Raw genomic sequence first — 17990 nt, forward strand, 5'->3', positions numbered from 1 at the left:
CCCCGATCGGTCGATGGAGGTCCGCTGGTCGCGGGGTCAGCGCGGGCGGGCGTCCCATTCCTCGGCGCCGAGGACGGGCTTGAGGAGGCGTTCGGCGCCGCCGGGGGTGTAGTAGCGGCGCAGCGCGTCGCCGCCGAGCGCGTTGCCGAGCGCACCCATGATCATCCCTTGGTCGAGAGCCAGGTACTCCTTGGCGACCCTGCCGCTGCGCACGGCCACCGCGTCGTAGAAGCCGCCGGGCCCGTAGGAGTCGAAGCCGGCCCGCAGCCGCGCCAGGTTGTCCAGCGCCTTGGGCCCCGCGTAGCGCAGGGCGAGGAAGGAGGCGTGCGGCGTCACCACGCCGTCCCCGTAGTGGCCGGGTTCGGGCTTGGCGGGACGGCAGTCGCCGAAGCCGGGATCGGTGGAGGTGCGCTCCTCGTCGGAGGTGTAGCCGTCGGTGTCCATTCCGAGGGGGTCCACCCCGTACTCGCGGTAGCCGCCGGCCGGGTCGTCGGACGGCGAGAAGCCCCAGTAGCCGTACTTCGCCTCCCGCAGGCCGTGCTCGATCTGCGCGGCGACGTACACCGGGTGGTTGCGGCCCCAGCTTCGGGGGCCCCAGCGCTCCTCGGGGACGACCAGGTCGGCCATCAGGGCCTCGAACATGCTGCCGCCCCAGGTGGGGACGTACCGCATGCCCCGATAGCCGTAGGTGCCCTCGAAGACCTTGATGCCCTGGTAGTTCCGCCAGGCGCCCTGCGGTCTCTGGTCGGCCCACCCCCAGTCGCAGGTGTCGGGGAAGGTGCGCCACAGGCCGAAGTAGTGGGTGGCGGGCACCTGGCCGAGCGCGATGGCGACGTAGCTGACGATGCGCGTCTCGGACATGGCGCCGTAGCGATGGCAGGTGGAGTACACCGTCGTGCCGGTGTGGGCGTAGTCGGTCTCCTGGGAGCAGCCCTCGGGCTTGTCCGGCCAGTAGCCGCCGGTCATCAGCCCGGTCCCGGCGTCGGCCCTGGCCTCGGGGTCGTAGAAGGCGGTGAAGTCCATCCGCGACAGCAGCGCGCGGGCCTTGGCGGCCTGCTCGGGGACGGCGTTGCCGGCCATGGTCAGCGCGACGGCGAGCCAGGCGTTGTCCACGCTGGACACGAAGGGCTGGACGGGGTCGCCGCTGTCGGGCCAGGTGCGCACCACCTGGAGCGTCGCCGGGTCGTACCAGTTGTAGTACAGCCCGGTGGCGGCGTCGTGGTCGAGCCGGCCGAGGGCGTTCAGCACGCGGGCGACGCGCGCGGCGGCCTCGCGGCGGTCGATGAGCCGCAGATCACGGGCGGCCAGGGTGCTCCACAGATAGGTGCCGGCGTTGGTCGGGGAGGTGACCTTGGCCCGGGTGGACAGATCGCCCGACACCTTGTCGGCGGGCAGCCCCGTGCCCGGGTCGACCATGGCCGTCATGGAGCGCCAGGTGTCGGCGGCGTACCCCCGCAGGACGGCCGCCGGCGAGTCCGCCTTGGCTGCGGGGGCGGCGGCGGCCACCAGGGCGAGGGAGAGCGCGCAGGCGAGGGCCGTCTTACGAACGGTCCGCATCGATCGCATGGGTGGCATGAGCACCTCGGATGGCTTGACTGCTGGGGTGGGGGTCATCTGAGCCCGGCCGTGGCCACGCCCTGGACGAAGTAGCGCTGGAGGAACACGAACAGCAGCAGGACGGGGGCGATGACGACGACCACCCCGGCCAGCAGCAGCCCGTAGTGCACGGTCTCCCGGCCTGACAGGCTCGCCAGCGCGACCGGCAGGGTGTACATCTCCTTGCGCTGGGCGACCACCGCCGGCCAGAGGAAGTTGTTCCAGGAGGTCATGAAGGTGATCAGGCCGAGCGTGGCGAGCACCGGCTTGCAGAGCGGCATCACGATGCGGAAGAAGATGCGCATCTCCCCCGCCCCGTCCACGCGGGCGGCGTGCACCAGCTCGTCGGGGATCTCCCCGATGAACTGCCGCATCATGAACACGCCGAGCGGGGTGACCAGGCCGGGCAGCACGATGCCGGCGTAGGTGTCGGCCAGGTCGAGGCTCGCCACGGTGACGAACTGCGGGATGAGCAGCACGATGCCCGGCACGAACATCTGCAGCAGCACCAGGCCGAACACCACGCGCCCGCCGGAGAAGCGCAGCTTGGTGAGCGCGTAGGCGACCATCGAGCAGAACAGCAGGTTGGAGGCGACCACGACGGTGGCGACGACGGCGCTGTTGGCCGTCACCCGGACGACGTCCATCCGCTCGAACAGCGCGGCGTAGTTGTCGGTGATCCACTGGAGCGGGAGGAAGGTGGGCGGGTCGCGCCTCAGCTCGGCGTCCGGCTTGAACGAGCCGAGCAGGGTCCACACGAACGGGCCCGCGACGGCCACCAGGCCGATCGTGAGCGCGGCGTACAGCGCCGCGACGCGTGCTCTGTTCACGGTCACGCTCCTCACCTTCCGGGCCGCAGCCATCGGAACTGGGCGAAAGAGAACGCGGCGATGACGGTGAACAGCACGGTCGCCGCCGCCGCGCCGTAGCCGTAGTTGCCGGAGCCGAACTGGCCGAAGATGGCCAGCGAGGCGGACAAGGTCGAGTCGAGCGGCCCGCCTCTGGTCATGACGAGCGGCTCCTCCAGGAACTGCATGAACCCGGCGGCGCTGTAGACCCCGCAGAACAGCAGTGCGGGGCGCAGCATCGGCACGGTGATGCGCCGGAACTTCGCCCAGGCGCCGGCGCCGTCCACGCTCGCCGCCTCGTACAGCTCCTTCGGCACGCCCTGCAGCGCGGCCAGGAAGACCACCATGTCGAAGCCGAAGTTGCGCCACGCCGTCATGACGACGAGCGCGGGCAGGGCCGTCCGCTCGTCGAGCAGCCACGCGGGCCCTTCGACGCCGGCCGACCGCAGCAGGGCGTTGACCGGCCCGGCCTGTGGGTCCAGCAGCAGCCGCCAGGCCACGGCGACGCCGATGATGCTGGTGACGTAGGGCAGGTAGTAGCCGAGCCGGAAGAAGGTGCGCAGCCGGGTGACGCCGGAGTTGAGCAGGACGGCGGCGCCCAGGCCCAGGGCGATCGTCAGCGGGGTGGTGGTGACCACGAAGAACAGCGTGTTGGCGGCCGCCCTGCGCATCGTCTCGTCCTGGAACAGCCGCTCGTAGTTGCGCAGGCCGACGAAGTTCACCGCGAACGGGTCGCGCACGTCGGTGCTGCGCATGTCGGTGAACCCCATGGCCAGCCCGGCGAGCAGCGGCAGCGCGTACATCAGGGCGAACACCGCGAGGAACGGCGCGGAGAACAGCCAGGCCCGGGCGGTCCTGCCCGGCGGGCCTGCCGCCGAGGGCCCGCGTGTCGGCCGCGGAAGCGGCCGCGCGCCGCCCGCGGCGTCGATTCCCGCCCGGCCCGGGCCTTCGCCGCGGGCCAGGCCGGAGTCGAGGGCGGCCATCACAGGCCGGTGCCGACCGCGTCGGCCTGGGCCTGGACGGCCTTGGCCGCCTCCTGCGGGGTCGAGCGGCCGCGGACGACCTTCTCCACCTCCTGGTCGATCACCTTGGAGATCTGGTCCCAGGTCGGGACGGGCGGGGGCGTCTTGGCGTCCTTGAGCTGCTCGCCGAACACCGCGACGCGCTTGTCGGCGGTCAGTTCGGGCAGCCGCCAGGCGGCCTGGACGCTGGGCAGGTCCTTGACGGTGGCGAACCAGGCCGCCTGGGTGGCCGGTTCGCTGAGCCAGCGGACGAACCTCCAGGCGGCATCCCTGTTGCGGGAGTCCTTGAAGACCACCAGGTCGCTGCCGCCGATGAAGCTGGTGCCGCCCACGGCGCCCTTGGGATAGGGGGCGACGCCGAACTTGCCGCCGAAGCCGGCGCCGCCGTCGTTCTCCATGGCGGCGATCATCCACGGCCCGGAGAAGTACGCGCCGACCTTGCCCTTGTAGAAACTCGCGGGGAACGACGCGGGGTCGACCTCGCTGGAGGCCAGGCCCTCCTTGAAGTAGGACCGCTGCTGGGCCAGGGCCTTGACCATCTCGGGCGTGTCGAAGGTCCACTGGCCGTCGGGCCCGGTGATGGAGCCGCCCTGCTGCCAGACCAGCGGCAGGATCTCCTGCCAGGAGCCCACGGTGTAATTGAGGTTGAGGCCCTGCGTGGCGCCGGCCTCGCGCAGACCCTTCGCGAAGGACTTGGTCTCCTCCCAGGTGGCCGGCGGAGTCAACTCGGCCTTGGCCGCCAGGTCCTTGCGGTAGTACAGCACGCGGGTCTCGACGTACCAGGGCACGCCCCACGCCGTGCCGTTCACCTCGACGGTGTCCCAGGCGCTGGGGAAGAACGCCGACTTGTCGATCAGGTTGGCGGGCGTGGGGTCCACCGCGCCGGTCTTGGCCAGCTCGCCCATCCAGGTCGAGCCGATCATGCTGACGTCGGGGGTCGCGCGGGCGGCGATCGCCGCGGTGATCTTGTCGTGGGCGACGTCCCAGCCGACGGGCGTGACCGTCACCGTGAGGCCGGGGTTGGCCTGCTCGAACCGCTTGGCGAACGCGGCGAGCGCCTCGCCCTCCGAGCCCATGGCCCACACCGCGAGGGTGCCGGTCGCCTTGGCGGATGTGTCGACGTCCTTGGGCCGGGCGGCGGCGCCGCCCGTGCCGCGCCCGCAAGCGGGGACGAGCAGCAGGGTGGCGGCCAGCAGCCCGGTGAGCGCCCGCCTGCCGCGCGCGGCCTTGGTCTGGTGTGTCGTGTACGCCGTCAACTCAGTGACCTCCCTGGGGGGTGCGGCCCGCAACTGCCGCGGATGATCAGCTCGGTGTCGAGGGTGCGGTGGCCGGGTGCGGCGCCCGCGCCGGCGATCAGCCGGTCCAGCGCGCGGGCGGCCTGGGCTCCGAGCTCGCGCATGGGCTGGCGCACAGTGGTCAGCGCGGGCCGGGCGTGCCGGGCGGCCATGATGTCGTCCCATCCGGTGACGGCGACGTCGTGCGGCACCGACAGCCCGAGGTGCTCGGCGGCCAGGATCGCCCCAAGGGCCACCTCGTCGTCGGAGCAGATCACCGCGTCGGGCCGCCGGCCGCCGGCCAGCAGGCGGAGCGCGGCCTCGCGGCCGGCCTCGACGGTGTACTCGGCCGTCGCCACCGGCTCGACGGCGGCGCCGAGCACGCCGCGCACGCCCTGCCAGCGCTCGTCCACGTCGTCGCCGGTCGCGTACGGCGCGCCGAGGAAGGCGAAGGCGCGGTGGCCGTGCTGGAGCAGGTGGCCGGCCAGCGCCCGGGCGGGGGCGGTGTTGTGGCTGCGCAGGGTCACCGCGCCGGGCCTCGGGGCGTGCGAGATGAGCACCAGGGGCAGCCCGGAGGCGGCCAGCTCGTCGATGACGTCGCCGGGCACGGTGCTGCCGAAGACCGCCAGGCCGTCGACCCGCCCTGCCAGCTCGCGCACCAGGTCACGGACCGGGTCGCGTCCCTTGGTGGACAGGATGACGACCGAGCGGCCGAGCTCGGAGGCGACCTCCTCGTAACCGATGAGCACCTCGGCGAAGTAGGGCCCGGAGAGGTTGGGGAAGACGATGCCGTTGGCGGCGTGCCGGCCCTCGGCCAGGCTCACTCCCGCCCGGCTCGGCGTGAAGCGCAGTTCCTCGGCGGCGCGCAGCACCCGTTCGCGGGTCGCGCCCGCCACCGGGCCGGTGCCGCGCAGCGCCCGCGACACCGTGGCGATCGACACTCCGGCCCGCTGCGCGACCTCGTAGATCGTCACACCGCCCGGCACCGAGGCGTCCCGCCCGTCCATGCGACCTCCTGCTGTGTAAGCGCTTCCACTCGTGAGAGCAGGGGCGATGGGCTGGATGGAAGCGCTTACAGTGGTGCCTCTATGCCCGCGTCACGGGCAGGTAAACAACTCCGCACCGGCCGCGTGGGGGCCTCCGGCCGACGTGAACCAGCAGATGCGCCGCCCGCCGACAGCTCCCCCCACTGACCAGCGGCCTCACCGCCGCCCGCACCGGCACCCCGTCATTCCGCCCGCCCCGCCCCGGCGTCCAGGGCACGGGGAGACCCGCGGTGCGGCATGGCGGCCGTGCGCGGTGCCGGCCTCCGGCGCCCCTCTCACCGGGCGCCGTTCAGGGCGGTGAGGTGGTGCTGCCGCGCACGACCAGGTGGGTGGCGAGTTCGACGCGGTGATGCTCCGGGGGGTCACCGGCGGCCAGGGCCATGACGAGCTCCGCGGCGGCGGCGCCCATCTTGGCCAGCGGCTGGTGCACCGTGGTCATCGGCGGGTCGGCCCACTGAGCGAGCGGCAGGTCGTCGAACCCGACGACGCTGAGGTCTCCGGGCACCCGCAGCCCCGCGCGCAGGGCCGCCTGGTACACCCCCAGGGCCTGAAGGTCGTTGCCCGCGAAGACGGCGGTGGGACGGTCCGGCAGGGCGAGCAGCGCCTCCGCCTCGGTGCGGCCCGCCTCCACGTAGAGCGGGCAGGTCCGCAGAAACCGGGGATCGACGGGGACGCCCGCGGTGTCCATGGCGGCGCGGTAGCCGTCGAACCGGGCGCGGCAGCACATCACGGTCAGCGGCCCACTGATCACCGCGATCCTGCGGTGCCCGAGCTCCAGCAGGTGCCGGGTGGCCGACAGGCCGCCGTTCCAGTTCGTCGCGCCGACCGAGGGGACCCGGTGACCCGGCTCGCCGTACGGGTCGAGCGCGACGAGCGGGATGGACCTGCTGGCGAGCTGCGCGTGCTTGTGGTCGCTCAGCTCGGCCGAGACGGCGATCACACCGGCGGGGCGCCGGGCCAGGACCTCCTCGATCCACGCGCCGTGGGGAGAGTTGTGTCCTTGCATGTCCGTGACGGCCACGGTCTGGCCGTAGGACCGGGCGACCTGGTTGACACCGCGGATGAGCTCCAGCGCCCACAAGCTGTCGACGGCCTGGAAGAGGATCTCGATGATGGCCGTGGACTCGGCCCGCTCCGGCCGGCGCTGCCAGCCGTGCTCGTGGATCAGCTCCTCGATCCGCCGCCGGGTGGCCACCGACACGCCGGAGCGTCCGTTGATCACCTTGGACACGGTCGGCGGGGACACCCCGGCCAGCGCGGCGATCTGCGCGACCGTGACCTCCTGGCGGCGCCGCGGTCCCATCTCGACGGGAGGGCCTGTGCTGGTCACAGATGGAGTCTACGGAACGAGCACGAAGCATTCGTGAAATGTTCAGAATCATTCGTGAAACCGATGCGGTGACCTGCGGCAGAGCGACCGGTTCACCCGAGAGGTGTCCTCCGATCCCGTCTCATCCCCATGATGCGGTAACGAAACATGAAGGCCGGAGGTGTTCATCATGAAGAGACCAGGCTGGAGGGGCCGCCCCCGGGCGGCACTGTCCATGGCGCTCGCCGTCGGGGTGGCGTCGTTCGCCGTCGTGACCGCGACGAGCCCGGTGCAGGCCCTCGCCCGCCCGCCGCTCGGACAGAGCATCAAGGTCAACCAGGTGGCCTACGCGCCGGGCATGGCCAAGCAGGCGACCGTCGTCACCTCCTCCTCCTCGCCGCTGACCTGGAGCCTGCTCAACGGCTCGGACCAGGTGGTGGCGACGGGGACCACGACCGTCTTCGGGCAGGACGGCCCGTCGGGGGACACGGTCCACAAGATCGACTTTTCCTCGTACACCGGAACCGGCACGAACTTCGTGCTCACCGTGGGCAACGAGTCCAGCCGGTCCTTCGACATCGGCGCCGACGCCTGGAAGAAGCTGCCCTACGACGCGCTGGCGTTCTTCTACCACCAGCGCAGCGGCATCGCGATCGACGCGCAGTACGTGGGAAGCCAGTACGCCCGGCCCGCCGGCCACCTGAACCTCTCGCCCAACCAGGGCGACAACAACGTGCCCTGCCGCAGCGGCTGCGGATACCGGCTCGACGTGCGCGGCGGCTGGTACGACGCGGGAGACCACGGCAAGTACGTGGTCAACGGCGGCATGTCGGCCTGGCAGCTGGTCAACATCTACGAGCGGGCCAAGTACGTCTCCGGCGCGAACAGCACGGCGTTCGGTGACGGCACCATGGCGATCCCCGAGCGGGGCAACGGCGTGCCCGACATCCTCGACGAGGCGCGCTGGGAGATCGACTTCATGTTGAAGATGCAGGTCCCGGACGGGCAGCCGCTCGCCGGCATGGCGCACGCCAAGATCCACGACCAGGCGTGGACCGGCCTGCCCCTGCGGCCCGACCAGGACCCCCACCCCCGCCTGCTGTCCGCGCCCACCACCGCCGCCACGCTGAACCTGGCCGCGTCCGCCGCGCAGTGCGCCCGGGTGTGGACCTCCATCAACTCCACCTTCTCCAGCCGCTGTCTCACCGCCGCGGAGAAGGCGTACGCGGCGGCCAAGGCCAATCCGTCCGTCATCGCCCCGAGCAACGACGACCAGGGCGGCGGCTCCTACGTCGACACCAAGGTCACCGACGAGTTCTACTGGGCGGCCGCCGAGCTTTACGTCACCACGGGCAAGCAGACCTACCGCGACGACCTCACCCGCTCGTCCCTCTACTACGGCAGGAGCTTCACCAACGAGGGCGCGCAGTGGTCGGAGGTCGGCTCGCTCGGCGACATCACGCTCGCGCTCGTGCCGAACGGCCTGACCTCCACCATCGGCCAGCAGTTGCGCGACCGTTTCGTCAGCAACGGCGACACGCTGCTCGCCGCGATGCGCGGACAGGGCTACCCGGTGCCGTTCGCGCCCTCGGGCGGAGGCTACATCTGGGGCTCGAACAACCTGATACTCAACAACGCCGCCCTGCTCGCGCTCGCCTACGACTTCAGCGGGCAGGAGCGCTTCCGCACCGGCGTGTTCGAGACGATGGCCTACGAGTTCGGGCGCAACCCGCTGGGCCAGTCGTATGTGACCGGGTACGGCGACCAGCCCTCGCGCAACGTCCACCACCGGTTCTGGGCACACCAGCTCGACTCCTCACTGCCCATCGCACCGCCCGGCGCGCTCGCCGGCGGCCCCAACAGCGGGCTGCAGGACCCGGTCGCCCAGGCCCGGCTCAGCGGGTGCAGGCCGCAGAAGTGCTACCTCGACGACATCGAGGCATGGTCGGTCAACGAGGTCGCGATCAACTGGAACGCGGTGCTGGCGTGGGTGAGCGCCTGGACCGCGGAGAAGGCCGGCCCGTCCCCGAGCCCGTCGCCCTCCGCGACCCCCACCCCCACTCCCACCCCGTCGCCCTCCGCGACGCCCACCCCCAGCCCGTCGCCGTCACCGTCACCGAGCCCCAGTCCGTCGCCGTCCCCGAGCCCCAGTCCCTCGCCGTCCCCTTCCCCCTCGCCGAGCCCGTCGCCGTCGGGGAACACCGGTGATGCCTGCACCGCGACGTACGCCCTCACCAACCAGTGGCCCGGCGGCTTCGGGGCGACCGTCACCGTGAAGAACACCGGGACCGCCACGATCAGCGGATGGACGGCCGCCTGGACCTTCCCCAACGGCCAGACGATCACCCAGCTCTGGAACGCCTCGTACACGGTGAACGGATCCAACGTGAAGGCCGCGAACCTGTCCTGGAACGGCACGCTCGGGGCCGGCGCCTCCACCTCGTTCGGCTTCAACGGCTCCTGGAACGGCACCAACGCGATTCCGTCCCAGGTGACCTGCACTCCCGCCTGACGGACACGGCCCCGCGCGACGACTTCCGGCGCGGGGCCGGCCTACGGCAAAAATGCAGTAGTGACCGATCCGGCCGGAAATGTGAGGATTGGAGTCGTTTGCCGTTGAGTGATAGGTGAAAGCATGTCAGACGAGCACGGCCGCAGGGCGCTGGTGGTACGGGGTGGCTGGGAAGGGCACGTCCCGGTGGAGGCCACCGACCTCTTCATCCCCTTCCTGGAGAAGCAGGGATTCGAGGTACATCGAGCGGAGTCACCAGCCCCCTACGCGGATCCCGAGTTCATGTCCGGGGTCGACCTCATCGTGCAGTGCTACACCATGGGCACGATCGAGCCGGAGGAACTGCGGGGGCTGGAGGCCGCCGTCCGCGCCGGCACGGGACTCGCGGGCTGGCACGGCGGCATCGCCGACTCCTTCCGCGCCTCCTCCGACTACCTGCATCTCATCGGCGGGCAGTTCGCCTGCCATCCAGGAAAGGACCCGGCCGAGCGGGAAGGCTCCCCGGCCGACAACTTCGTCCCCTACACCGTGAACATCCTGCCCGAGGCGAGCACCCACCCCATCACGGCGGGCATCGCGGACTTCGACCTGGTGACCGAGCAGTACTGGGTGCTGGCCGACGACTACGTCGACGTGCTGGCCACCACGACGCAGAAGGTCCGCCCGTGGGACCCCTGGCACCGCGAGGTCACCTCGCCCGCGATCTGGACCCGCCTGTGGGGCGACGGGAAGATCTTCGTCGCGACCCCGGGACACAGCCTGGACGTCCTGAACGACGACAACGTGCGCACCATCATCGAGAGGGGGATGCTGTGGGCGAGCCGGTGAACGTCGGCGTCGTCGGATGCGGCGTCATCTTCGCCCAGTACGGCCAGACCATCGAACGGCTGCCGGGGCTGCGGCTGACGGCGGTGGCCGACCTCGACCTCGAACGGGCCAGGGAGGCCGTGCGGCCCTACCCGGGCGTCGAGGTGCTGAGCGTGGCCGAGTTGATGGCCGACCCGCGCATCGACGTGGTGCTCAACCTCACCATCCCCGCCGCGCACGCCGAGGTCGCGTTGCTGGCCATCGCGGCCGGCAAGGACGTCTACTGCGAGAAGCCCCTGGCCGCGAACGCCGTGGACGCCGCGCGGGTGCTGCGCGCCGCCGCCGACGCCGGGGTGCGCGTGGGGTGCGCGCCCGACACGGTGCTCGGCGTCGGCACCCAGACGGCCCGCAAGGCCATCGACGACGGCCTGATCGGCAGGCCGGTCGCCGCGACCGCGACCATGATGACCCCCGGCCACGAGATGTGGCACCCCAACCCCGACTTCTACTACGCCCCCGGCGGCGGCCCGCTCCTGGACATGGGCCCGTACTACATCACCAGCCTGATCACCCTGCTCGGGCCGGTGACGACGGTCGTCGGCGCCGCCGGGCGCACCCGGGACAAGCGCGTCATCGCCTCGGGCCCCCGCCGCGGAGAGGAGATCCCGGTCACCATCGACACCCACGTCACCGGGGTGCTCGTCCACGCGTCGGGGGCGATGTCCACGCTGGTGATGAGCTTCGACGGGGCGGCCACCACCGCGCCCAAGATCGAGGTGCACGGCGAGCAGGGCTCGCTCTCCGTTCCCGATCCGAACCACTTCGACGGGCCGGTCATGCTGGCGAAGGTCGACGAGCGGAGCTGGGAGCCCCTTCCCGTCTCGGCCGGCTACCTCGAGGCCGGGCGCGGGGTGGGGCTGGCGGACCTCGCGGCGACCCCGGCGGGCCGGGAGCCCCGCGCGGGCGGGACGCTGGCCTACCACGTGCTGGAGGTCATGGAGTCCCTGCTGTCCGCCGCGCACTCGGGAACCGCGGTGACGCTCACCAGCACCTGCGAACGTCCTCTTCCCGTCGCCCTGCAGCCGGCCGGGTGAGCGGCCGCGCGCGCTCGCGGCAGGTGACCGGCCGCACGCGCCACAGCGGCAGGTGAGCGACCGCGCGCACCGCACCGCAGGTCCTCGTCGCGGGGCGCCCTCGCCCCGCGACGGCGACCTCGGCGTGACCTCGCGCTCGCGGTGGCCTCGCGCTCCGGGGTGACCTCGCGCTCCGGCGTGACCTCGCGCTCCGGGGTGGCCCCGCGCTCAGGGGGGACTCGCGCTCGCGGTGATCTCCGGCCCGGGCGCGATCGCCGCGCTCCCGCCGCGCCGCGGGCGGGAGGGGCCCGGCCGGTGAGGCTACCGGCGGCGGCCGCGGGGCTTCAGGCGGATGGTGGGCAGCGGCGGGGCGGGGATGCGGGCGAGGGCGGTGCCGCCGACGTCACCGAACGCGGCGCCCTGCTCCCACTCCTTGCGAAAGCGCTCGATCTCCTGCTGGTCACGGCCGACGAAGTTCCACCACATGAGGATCTCCTCCTCGAACGGCTCGCCGCCGAGCAGCAGCGCCCGGCCCTGCCCCGCAGAGGCCAGGGCGATCTCGGAGCGTCCGCTGCCCAGGTAGAGCATCGGGCCGGGGGTCAGGCGCGTCCCGTCGGCCTCGACCTCGCCGGACAGGGCCAGCACCGCGTACTCGAAATCGGGGCGCAGGGGCAGCGTGATGGCCGACCGGTCGTCGAAGGCGACCTCGGCGCCGGTCAGCGGGCTGTGGACGCGGGCCGGCGACACCAGCCCGGCGAGCTCACCGGCGAAGACGGTCACCTGGACGCCGGGCGCGACCAGGCGCGGCAGGTCCGCGTGGTGCTCAAAGGACGGTTCGGCGTGGCGGGACGCGCTGGGAAGCGCCACCCACAGCTGCACGCCGTGGATCACCGAGTCCGGCCGCACCGACTCCTCGGAGTGGGCGATGGCGCGGCCGGCCGTCATGATGTTCAACCGGCCCGGACCGATGAGCTGCTCGCTGCCGACGCTGTCGCGGTGCAGCACCTCGCCCTCCAGCAGCCACGTCACCGTCTGCAGGCCCGTGTGCGGGTGCGGGCCGACGCTCATGGTGGCCCGCTCGGGGCCGTAGTGGTCGAGGAAGCACCAGGCGCCGACCATGCGGCGTTCGCGGCCGGGCAGCGTCCGGGTCACCTTGATGCCGCGCGTGCCGCCGAGGACGACGTCGCGGCCGGCCAGCAGCTCGCGGACCGGTCCTTCTGCGGCCTCGCCCTCGCCGCCGCAGGCGGTCTCGTGCGGTTCCCGTTCCAGATTGCTCACCCGTGCACAATACGATCCGCCGACCGATGCCCGGGAATGTCCCGCCACCTGCGCCGCGGTCCCCTGCCCGCCCGGCCCTGGCGTCCCGGCGTCCCGCGTCTCCCAGGCATCGAGGCGTCCCGGGCGTCCCGCGTTTCCCAGACGCCGAAGCGTCCCGGGCGTCCTGGGGCGTCCGCGCGGGACGGGGACGCCACGGGCCGGCGGGCGGCGCGGCTACTCGACGGTGACGCTCTTGGCGAGGTTGCGCGGCTTGTCGACGTCGCGTTCGAGGGCGACGGCGGCGTGGTAGGCGAACAGCTGCAGGGGGATGCCGAGCAGGATCGGGTCCAGCTCGACCTCGTTCTTCGGGACCACGATGACGTCCTCGGCCAGCTTGGCGTCGGGGACGCGGTGGCCGACCATGAGCACCTTGCCGCCGCGGGCACGGATCTCGCCGAGGGTGGTGAGGTTCTTGTCGAGCAGTTCGTCGTCGGGCACGATGGCCACGGTCGGCATGTCGGGGCCGATGAGGGCCAGCGGGCCGTGCTTGAGCTCGCTCGCCGGGTAGGCCTCGGCGTGCACGTAGGAGACCTCCTTGAGCTTCTGGGCGCCCTCGCGGGCCACCGGGTAGCCGCGCACGCGGCCGACGAACATCATGCTCGGGTGCGGGGCGTACTTGCGGGCCAGGGCCTCGATGGCGTCGTTCTGCTTGACGATCTCGGCGATCTGGTCGGGCAGCCTCTGCAGGCCCTCGACGATGCGCCGCCCGTCGGCGGGCGACAGGTCGTGCACCCGGCCGAAGTGCAGGGCGATGAGCGCGAACGCCACGGCGGTGGAGGTGAAGGCCTTGGTGGAGGCCACCGAGACCTCCGGCCCCGCGTGCAGGTAGACGCCGCCGTCCACCTCGCGGGCGATCGCGCTGCCGACGGCGTTGACGACGCCGAGCACCCGGCCGCCCTTGCGCTTGAGCTCCTGCACGGCGGCCAGGGTGTCGTAGGTCTCCCCCGACTGGCTGACCGCGACGTACAGGGTGTCGTGCTCGACCACCGGGCTGCGGTAGCGGAACTCCGAGGCGGGCTCGGCGTCGGCGGGGATGCGGGCGAGCTCCTCGATGAGCTGGGCGCCGATCTGGCCGGCGTAGTAGGCCGAACCGCAGCCGATGATCTTCACGCGGCGGAAGGCGCGGGTCTCGCGGGCGTCGAGGTTCAGTCCGCCCAGGTGGGCGATGTTGAACCGGCCGTCCAGGCGGCCGCTCAGCGTGCGGGCGACCGACTCGGGCTGGTCGGAGATCTCCTTGAGCAGGTAGTGCTCGTAGCCGCCGGTGTCGTAGTGGCCGGCGTCCCAGTCGACGGTCAGCGGCTCCTTGGAGGTGGCGCGGGCGTCCATGGTGAAGGTGCGGAACCCGTCGGCCTTGAGCACGGCCAGCTCGCCGTCCTCCAGGTGCACCACCTGCCGGGTGTAGCGGATGAGGGCGGCCACGTCGGAGGCGGCGAACATCTCCTTCTCGCCGATGCCGATGACGATCGGGCTGCCGTTGCGGGCGACGACGATCTCGCCGGCGCGCTGGGCGTCCAGCACGGCGATGCCGTAGGTGCCGACGATGCTCTTGAGCGCCTTGCGGACCGCCTCCTCCAGGGAGTCGGTGTCCTCGACGGTGCGGGCGATGAGGTGGGCGAGCACCTCGGTGTCGGTCTCGGAGAGGAAGACCGCGCCGTCGGCGACGAGCTTGGCCCGCAGCTCGCCGGCGTTCTCGATGATGCCGTTGTGGACGACCGCGATGCGCTGCGCCGTGTCGAGGTGGGGGTGGGCGTTGACGTCGTTGGGCATGCCGTGGGTCGCCCAGCGGGTGTGGCCGATGCCGAGGCCGCCCTTGAACCGCGCGGGCACGGCCGCCGCCAGGTCGGCCACCCTGCCCTTGACCTTGCGCATCTTCAGGCCCTTGTTGCCGACGACGAGACCGGCCGAGTCGTAGCCGCGGTACTCCAGCCGCTGCAGGCCCTCCAGCAGGATCGGCGCCGCGTCCTTCGGCCCGACGTAAGCCACGATTCCACACATATAGATCTCCTTGGCGTTAGCCGTAAACGATGCGGCGCAGTTGGCGCAACGACAGCCCGGGAGCCGCGACGGGGCGGGCGGAGAGCTCGGCGGCGATGGTGGGGAAGATCTGCTCGTTGGTCATGCCGCGCGCCTTCATCTCGCCGTGGCGGCGGCGGACGTACTCCTCCAGGGACTCCGAGAAGTACGCCACGACCTCGGCGACCACCCGTGCCGCCTCTCCCGGGCGAAGCAGGGTGGTGCGGGTCAGATGCGCGATCAGATCTTCGTGGGAATGCTGCCGTGCCGTTGACACAGGGCGAGACTTTACGCAGGAAAACGGCGGCACGCCAAGAATCCTGCCCGATTCCGGGCAACGATACGCACCCGAGCGTCTCGATCCAGCCCCATCTCGCCGCGCCGCGCCCCTGGTACGGGTGCGATTCCACCCTCCGGTACGCACCCCTGTTCCGCGTGGACTGTGCACGCGCGGCCCGGGGACGCGCTAGAGTCATCTGCGTACCCGGAGAGCGGTTCCCTCCGAGGTCATGCGGACGTGGCTCAGCTGGTAGAGCATCACCTTGCCAAGGTGAGGGTCGCGGGTTCGAATCCCGTCGTCCGCTCGGAAAGATCCTGGTGGAGTGGCCGAGAGGCGAGGCAGCGGCCTGCAAAGCCGCGTACACGGGTTCAAATCCCGTCTCCACCTCGACGGGATCTCGCACCGCCGGGATCCGGTAAAGTTGAAAGGCATCGCACGGGCGTCACCGCCCGGGTGATCATGCGGACGTGGCTCAGCTGGTAGAGCATCACCTTGCCAAGGTGAGGGTCGCGGGTTCGAATCCCGTCGTCCGCTCTGATCCTCATCGAGGGCGATTAGCTCAGTGGGAGAGCGCTACCTTGACACGGTAGAGGCCACTGGTTCAATCCCAGTATCGCCCACCACCTCCATCCCCAGGCCGCATGGCCTGGGGATTTGCACGTTCACGTCCTCGCCCGCTCCCGCTCGGTGGCGAGCCGTCCGGGTTCGCGAGGCGGGCGATCAGGTCGCGCCGTCGATCGAGGCCGTGGCCTGCGGGGCCGGCGGCTGGGCGGGGTGCCCGGGGGCGGCCCTCCCCCGGCGGATGAGGTACTCGGCGACGGCCAGGGCGGCGGCTCCGAGCAGCACCTCGCTGACCGTGGAGACCAGGCGGCTGGCCACCGCCACCACGGCGGCGGCCGGGGCGGGCAGGACGACGCTCAGCGCCGCCGTCAGCACCGCCTCGCGGACGCCGATGCCGTCGGGGATGAACACGGCCGCGATGCCGATCGTCGTGGCCAGGGTGAACGCCCCGACGCACAGCGCGAGCGACCGGGCCGCGGGCGCGCCCATGGCGATGGCCAGCGGCCACAGGTGCAGCCCGGTGACCACCCACGACAGGCTCTGCCAGCCGACCGCCAGCCGCACCCCGCGGACCGAGGCGGCCTTGGCCGCCGTGGGCCGGCGCAGCAGCCGCAGCAGCAGCGCGGACCCATGGTTGATCAGTTGCGGCCGCACCAGGACGACCACGATGAGCACGGCGGCGCCCGCCAGCCATGCCGCCTGCGCGCCGAGCATCTGCACGCCCGCCAGCAGCCCGACCGTGAACCCGCTCAGCAGCACCAGGCTCATGACCACCGCCGCCGTGCTGATCAGCCGGGCGAAGGTGACGCCGTTGGCGGTGGCGACCTTGGTGATGGCGATGATGCCGGGCACCCTTCCCGGCACGTACTTCGACAGGAAGCCCACGAAGAAGATGCGCACCACGCGCGGCTCGCTGACCGGCGGGCCGATCTCCAGCAGCACCACCCGCCAGGCCAGGAACCCGAACGACAACCCGGCCATGCTGGCCACCAGCGCGCCGGCCAGCAGCAGGGTGATCTGCGCCGGGTCGCGCCGGGTGAACAGGACGCCGACCACCCCCCAGTCGAGGCGGGACAGCGTCAGCGCGATGGCGCCCGCGACGGCCAGCGCGAAGGCCGCGATCAACGCCCGCTTCAGCGGGCGGGGCAGGCGCGGGAGCCGCAGCCGCCGCAGCGGCCCCGGTATCCGGGGAGGGAACCGCCGTGCCGGTGGGGGGACGCTGCTCGCGCTCACTCGCGCGCACCGGCCGTCGAGGCCGGGGACAGGCCGGTCCTGACCGGCTCGCCCTGCCGGCGGGCCAGTTCGTAAGCGACGCGTAGCAGCCCCACGCAGGCGCCGAGGAAGAACGCGGTGTGGAAGCACAGCTGCATCCAGCTCACCCACAGGGCGAAGCGGGCGCCCCGGTACCGGTAGGTGAACCCGATGAACCTGCCGTTCATGCGCAGGAACACCGCCAGCGTCGCCGCCGGCACGAGCAGCAGCCAGGGGCTGAGCAGGGCGAGCGGCAGCGTGAGGAAGGTCGCCGTCGCCGAGGCGGAGGAGACCCGCGGCGGTTTGCGGCGCCTGTGCTGGCCGGTCCCGATCATGTTGAGCTGGAAGCCGACCCGGCCCTCCCCGCGCAGCCGCCGCGCCCGCACCATGATCAGCGGAAGCGTGGTCGAGCGGACGAACCGCTCCACCAGGCACCCCCAGAACCGGTCCTCGTCGTCGGCCCGGGTGACCACCGAGGTGTCCACCACCAGCCGGTAGCGGGACGGCACCCGCGTGCCGAACTCGAAGTCCTCGCCGTCGCGCAGCCGCTCGTCCAGGCGCCCCGCCTCCTCGAAGACGTGGCGCGGGATCAGCGTGCAGGACAGGAACGTCGCGGTGGTCTGGCTGCGCTCGTAGTGCTCGCAGATGACCCGGTACCGCTCCACGGGGCCGTCGTCGTACAGCGGCTCCTTGTCGTAGATGCCCTGCACCATCCCCGCGTCGGGCGTCCGCCGGTAGGCCCTGACCGCGTTGTGGACGGCGTCCGGCGCGAGCGCGGTGTCGGAGTCCACGAAGAACAGCAGCGGGGCGGAACTGCTCGCCACGCCGAGGTTGCGCGCGCCGGCCGGGCCCTGGTTGCGCGGCGGCTCGACGATCGTGCACGGGAACTCCCCCGCGATGTCCAGCGAGCCGTCGGTGCTGACGTCGTCGACGACGATCACCTCGGCCGCCGGGTAGGTCTGCGCGTACACCGATTCCAGGCAGGCGCGGAGGGTCTTGTTCTTGTTGTAGTTGGGCACGATGACCGCGACATCACCACGCCAGGCCAACTCGTCAGGCATATTCGTTCCCTTCGTCGGTA

The 17990-nt window shown here is 71.9% G+C and carries 14 protein-coding genes and 4 tRNA genes; 7 read left to right on the forward strand and 11 right to left on the reverse strand.

Annotated features, from left to right (window positions below):
• Window positions 1–36: 36 nt before the first annotated feature.
• The 6 genes from ABZT47_RS29425 to ABZT47_RS29450 all read right to left on the reverse strand — a co-directional run bounded on the left by ABZT47_RS29425 (window position 37) and on the right by ABZT47_RS29450 (window position 7116).
• Window positions 37–1557 carry a glucoamylase family protein gene (locus ABZT47_RS29425; RefSeq protein ID WP_354849030.1) on the reverse strand — a complete coding sequence of 507 codons (1521 nt, stop codon included), beginning with the start codon at window positions 1555–1557 and terminating at the stop codon, window positions 37–39.
• A 53-nt stretch (window positions 1558–1610) separates the two neighbouring features.
• On the reverse strand, window positions 1611–2426 hold the full coding sequence (locus ABZT47_RS29430; protein ID WP_354849033.1) for a carbohydrate ABC transporter permease: 816 nt from the start codon (window positions 2424–2426) through the stop codon (window positions 1611–1613).
• A gap of 11 nt (window positions 2427–2437) precedes the next feature.
• Window positions 2438–3427, reverse strand: coding sequence for a sugar ABC transporter permease (locus ABZT47_RS29435; protein WP_354849036.1), 990 nt, complete (start codon window positions 3425–3427; stop codon window positions 2438–2440).
• The gene (locus tag ABZT47_RS29440; RefSeq protein WP_354849039.1) at window positions 3427–4722 is read right to left on the reverse strand and encodes an extracellular solute-binding protein; all 1296 of its coding nucleotides are present in this window, start codon (window positions 4720–4722) and stop codon (window positions 3427–3429) included. Before ABZT47_RS29440 ends, ABZT47_RS29435 begins: the two co-directional genes overlap by 1 nt.
• Window positions 4719–5747, reverse strand: a complete 1029-nt coding sequence (locus tag ABZT47_RS29445; protein ID WP_354849041.1) for a LacI family DNA-binding transcriptional regulator — start codon at window positions 5745–5747, stop codon at window positions 4719–4721. The genes ABZT47_RS29440 and ABZT47_RS29445 overlap by 4 nt, the downstream gene beginning before the upstream one ends.
• Window positions 5748–6075: 328 nt before the next feature.
• Window positions 6076–7116, reverse strand: coding sequence for a LacI family DNA-binding transcriptional regulator (locus ABZT47_RS29450; protein WP_354849044.1), 1041 nt, complete (start codon window positions 7114–7116; stop codon window positions 6076–6078).
• 169 nt (window positions 7117–7285) lie between these two features.
• Here ABZT47_RS29450 and ABZT47_RS29455 point away from each other — a divergent pair, with 169 nt between their 5' ends.
• The 3 genes from ABZT47_RS29455 (at window position 7286) to ABZT47_RS29465 (ending at window position 11508) form a co-directional block, all read left to right on the forward strand.
• On the forward strand, window positions 7286–9607 hold the full coding sequence (locus tag ABZT47_RS29455) for a glycoside hydrolase family 9 protein (RefSeq protein ID WP_354849047.1): 2322 nt from the start codon (window positions 7286–7288) through the stop codon (window positions 9605–9607).
• A 123-nt stretch (window positions 9608–9730) separates the two neighbouring features.
• Entirely contained in the window at window positions 9731–10435 is a 705-nt protein-coding gene (locus ABZT47_RS29460; protein WP_354849049.1) for a ThuA domain-containing protein, read from the forward strand.
• Window positions 10420–11508 (forward strand): Gfo/Idh/MocA family oxidoreductase, encoded by a 1089-nt coding sequence (locus tag ABZT47_RS29465; protein WP_354849052.1) that lies wholly within the window; start codon window positions 10420–10422, stop codon window positions 11506–11508. Before ABZT47_RS29460 ends, ABZT47_RS29465 begins: the two co-directional genes overlap by 16 nt.
• A 300-nt stretch (window positions 11509–11808) precedes the next feature.
• On the opposite strand, the gene ABZT47_RS29470 is transcribed toward ABZT47_RS29465, so the two are convergent.
• The 3 genes from ABZT47_RS29470 to ABZT47_RS29480 form a co-directional block, all read right to left on the reverse strand.
• Window positions 11809–12765: a pirin family protein gene (locus ABZT47_RS29470; RefSeq protein ID WP_354849054.1), complete on the reverse strand. Its 957-nt coding sequence runs from the start codon at window positions 12763–12765 to the stop codon at window positions 11809–11811.
• A gap of 213 nt (window positions 12766–12978) precedes the next feature.
• Window positions 12979–14799, reverse strand: coding sequence for a glutamine--fructose-6-phosphate transaminase (isomerizing) (gene glmS, locus ABZT47_RS29475; protein WP_354849057.1), 1821 nt, complete (start codon window positions 14797–14799; stop codon window positions 12979–12981).
• A gap of 16 nt (window positions 14800–14815) precedes the next feature.
• Entirely contained in the window at window positions 14816–15094 is a 279-nt protein-coding gene (locus ABZT47_RS29480; RefSeq protein WP_354849060.1) for a hypothetical protein, read from the reverse strand.
• 234 nt (window positions 15095–15328) lie between these two features.
• On the opposite strand from ABZT47_RS29480, the gene ABZT47_RS29485 reads away from it, so the two are divergent.
• The 4 genes from ABZT47_RS29485 to ABZT47_RS29500 all read left to right on the forward strand — a co-directional run bounded on the left by ABZT47_RS29485 (window position 15329) and on the right by ABZT47_RS29500 (window position 15720).
• A tRNA-Gly gene (locus ABZT47_RS29485) sits at window positions 15329–15401 on the forward strand.
• A gap of 12 nt (window positions 15402–15413) precedes the next feature.
• Window positions 15414–15484: transfer RNA gene (locus tag ABZT47_RS29490), tRNA-Cys, on the forward strand.
• A gap of 74 nt (window positions 15485–15558) precedes the next feature.
• A tRNA-Gly gene (locus tag ABZT47_RS29495) sits at window positions 15559–15631 on the forward strand.
• 14 nt (window positions 15632–15645) lie between these two features.
• Window positions 15646–15720 (forward strand) — tRNA-Val (locus ABZT47_RS29500).
• A 97-nt stretch (window positions 15721–15817) separates the two neighbouring features.
• Here the strand turns inward: ABZT47_RS29500 and ABZT47_RS29505 are convergent.
• Together ABZT47_RS29505 and ABZT47_RS29510 are read right to left on the reverse strand one after the other, a co-directional pair.
• Window positions 15818–16891: a lysylphosphatidylglycerol synthase domain-containing protein gene (locus ABZT47_RS29505; RefSeq protein ID WP_354849063.1), complete on the reverse strand. Its 1074-nt coding sequence runs from the start codon at window positions 16889–16891 to the stop codon at window positions 15818–15820.
• On the reverse strand, window positions 16888–17970 hold the full coding sequence (locus ABZT47_RS29510) for a glycosyltransferase family A protein (protein ID WP_354849066.1): 1083 nt from the start codon (window positions 17968–17970) through the stop codon (window positions 16888–16890). The genes ABZT47_RS29505 and ABZT47_RS29510 overlap by 4 nt, the downstream gene beginning before the upstream one ends.
• Between the last annotated feature and the right edge of the window lie 20 nt (window positions 17971–17990).

Origin of the sequence: Sphaerisporangium sp. NPDC005289 (assembly GCF_040607455.1) — a bacterium.
Taxonomy (GTDB): Bacteria; Actinomycetota; Actinomycetes; order Streptosporangiales; family Streptosporangiaceae; genus Sphaerisporangium; species Sphaerisporangium rhizosphaerae.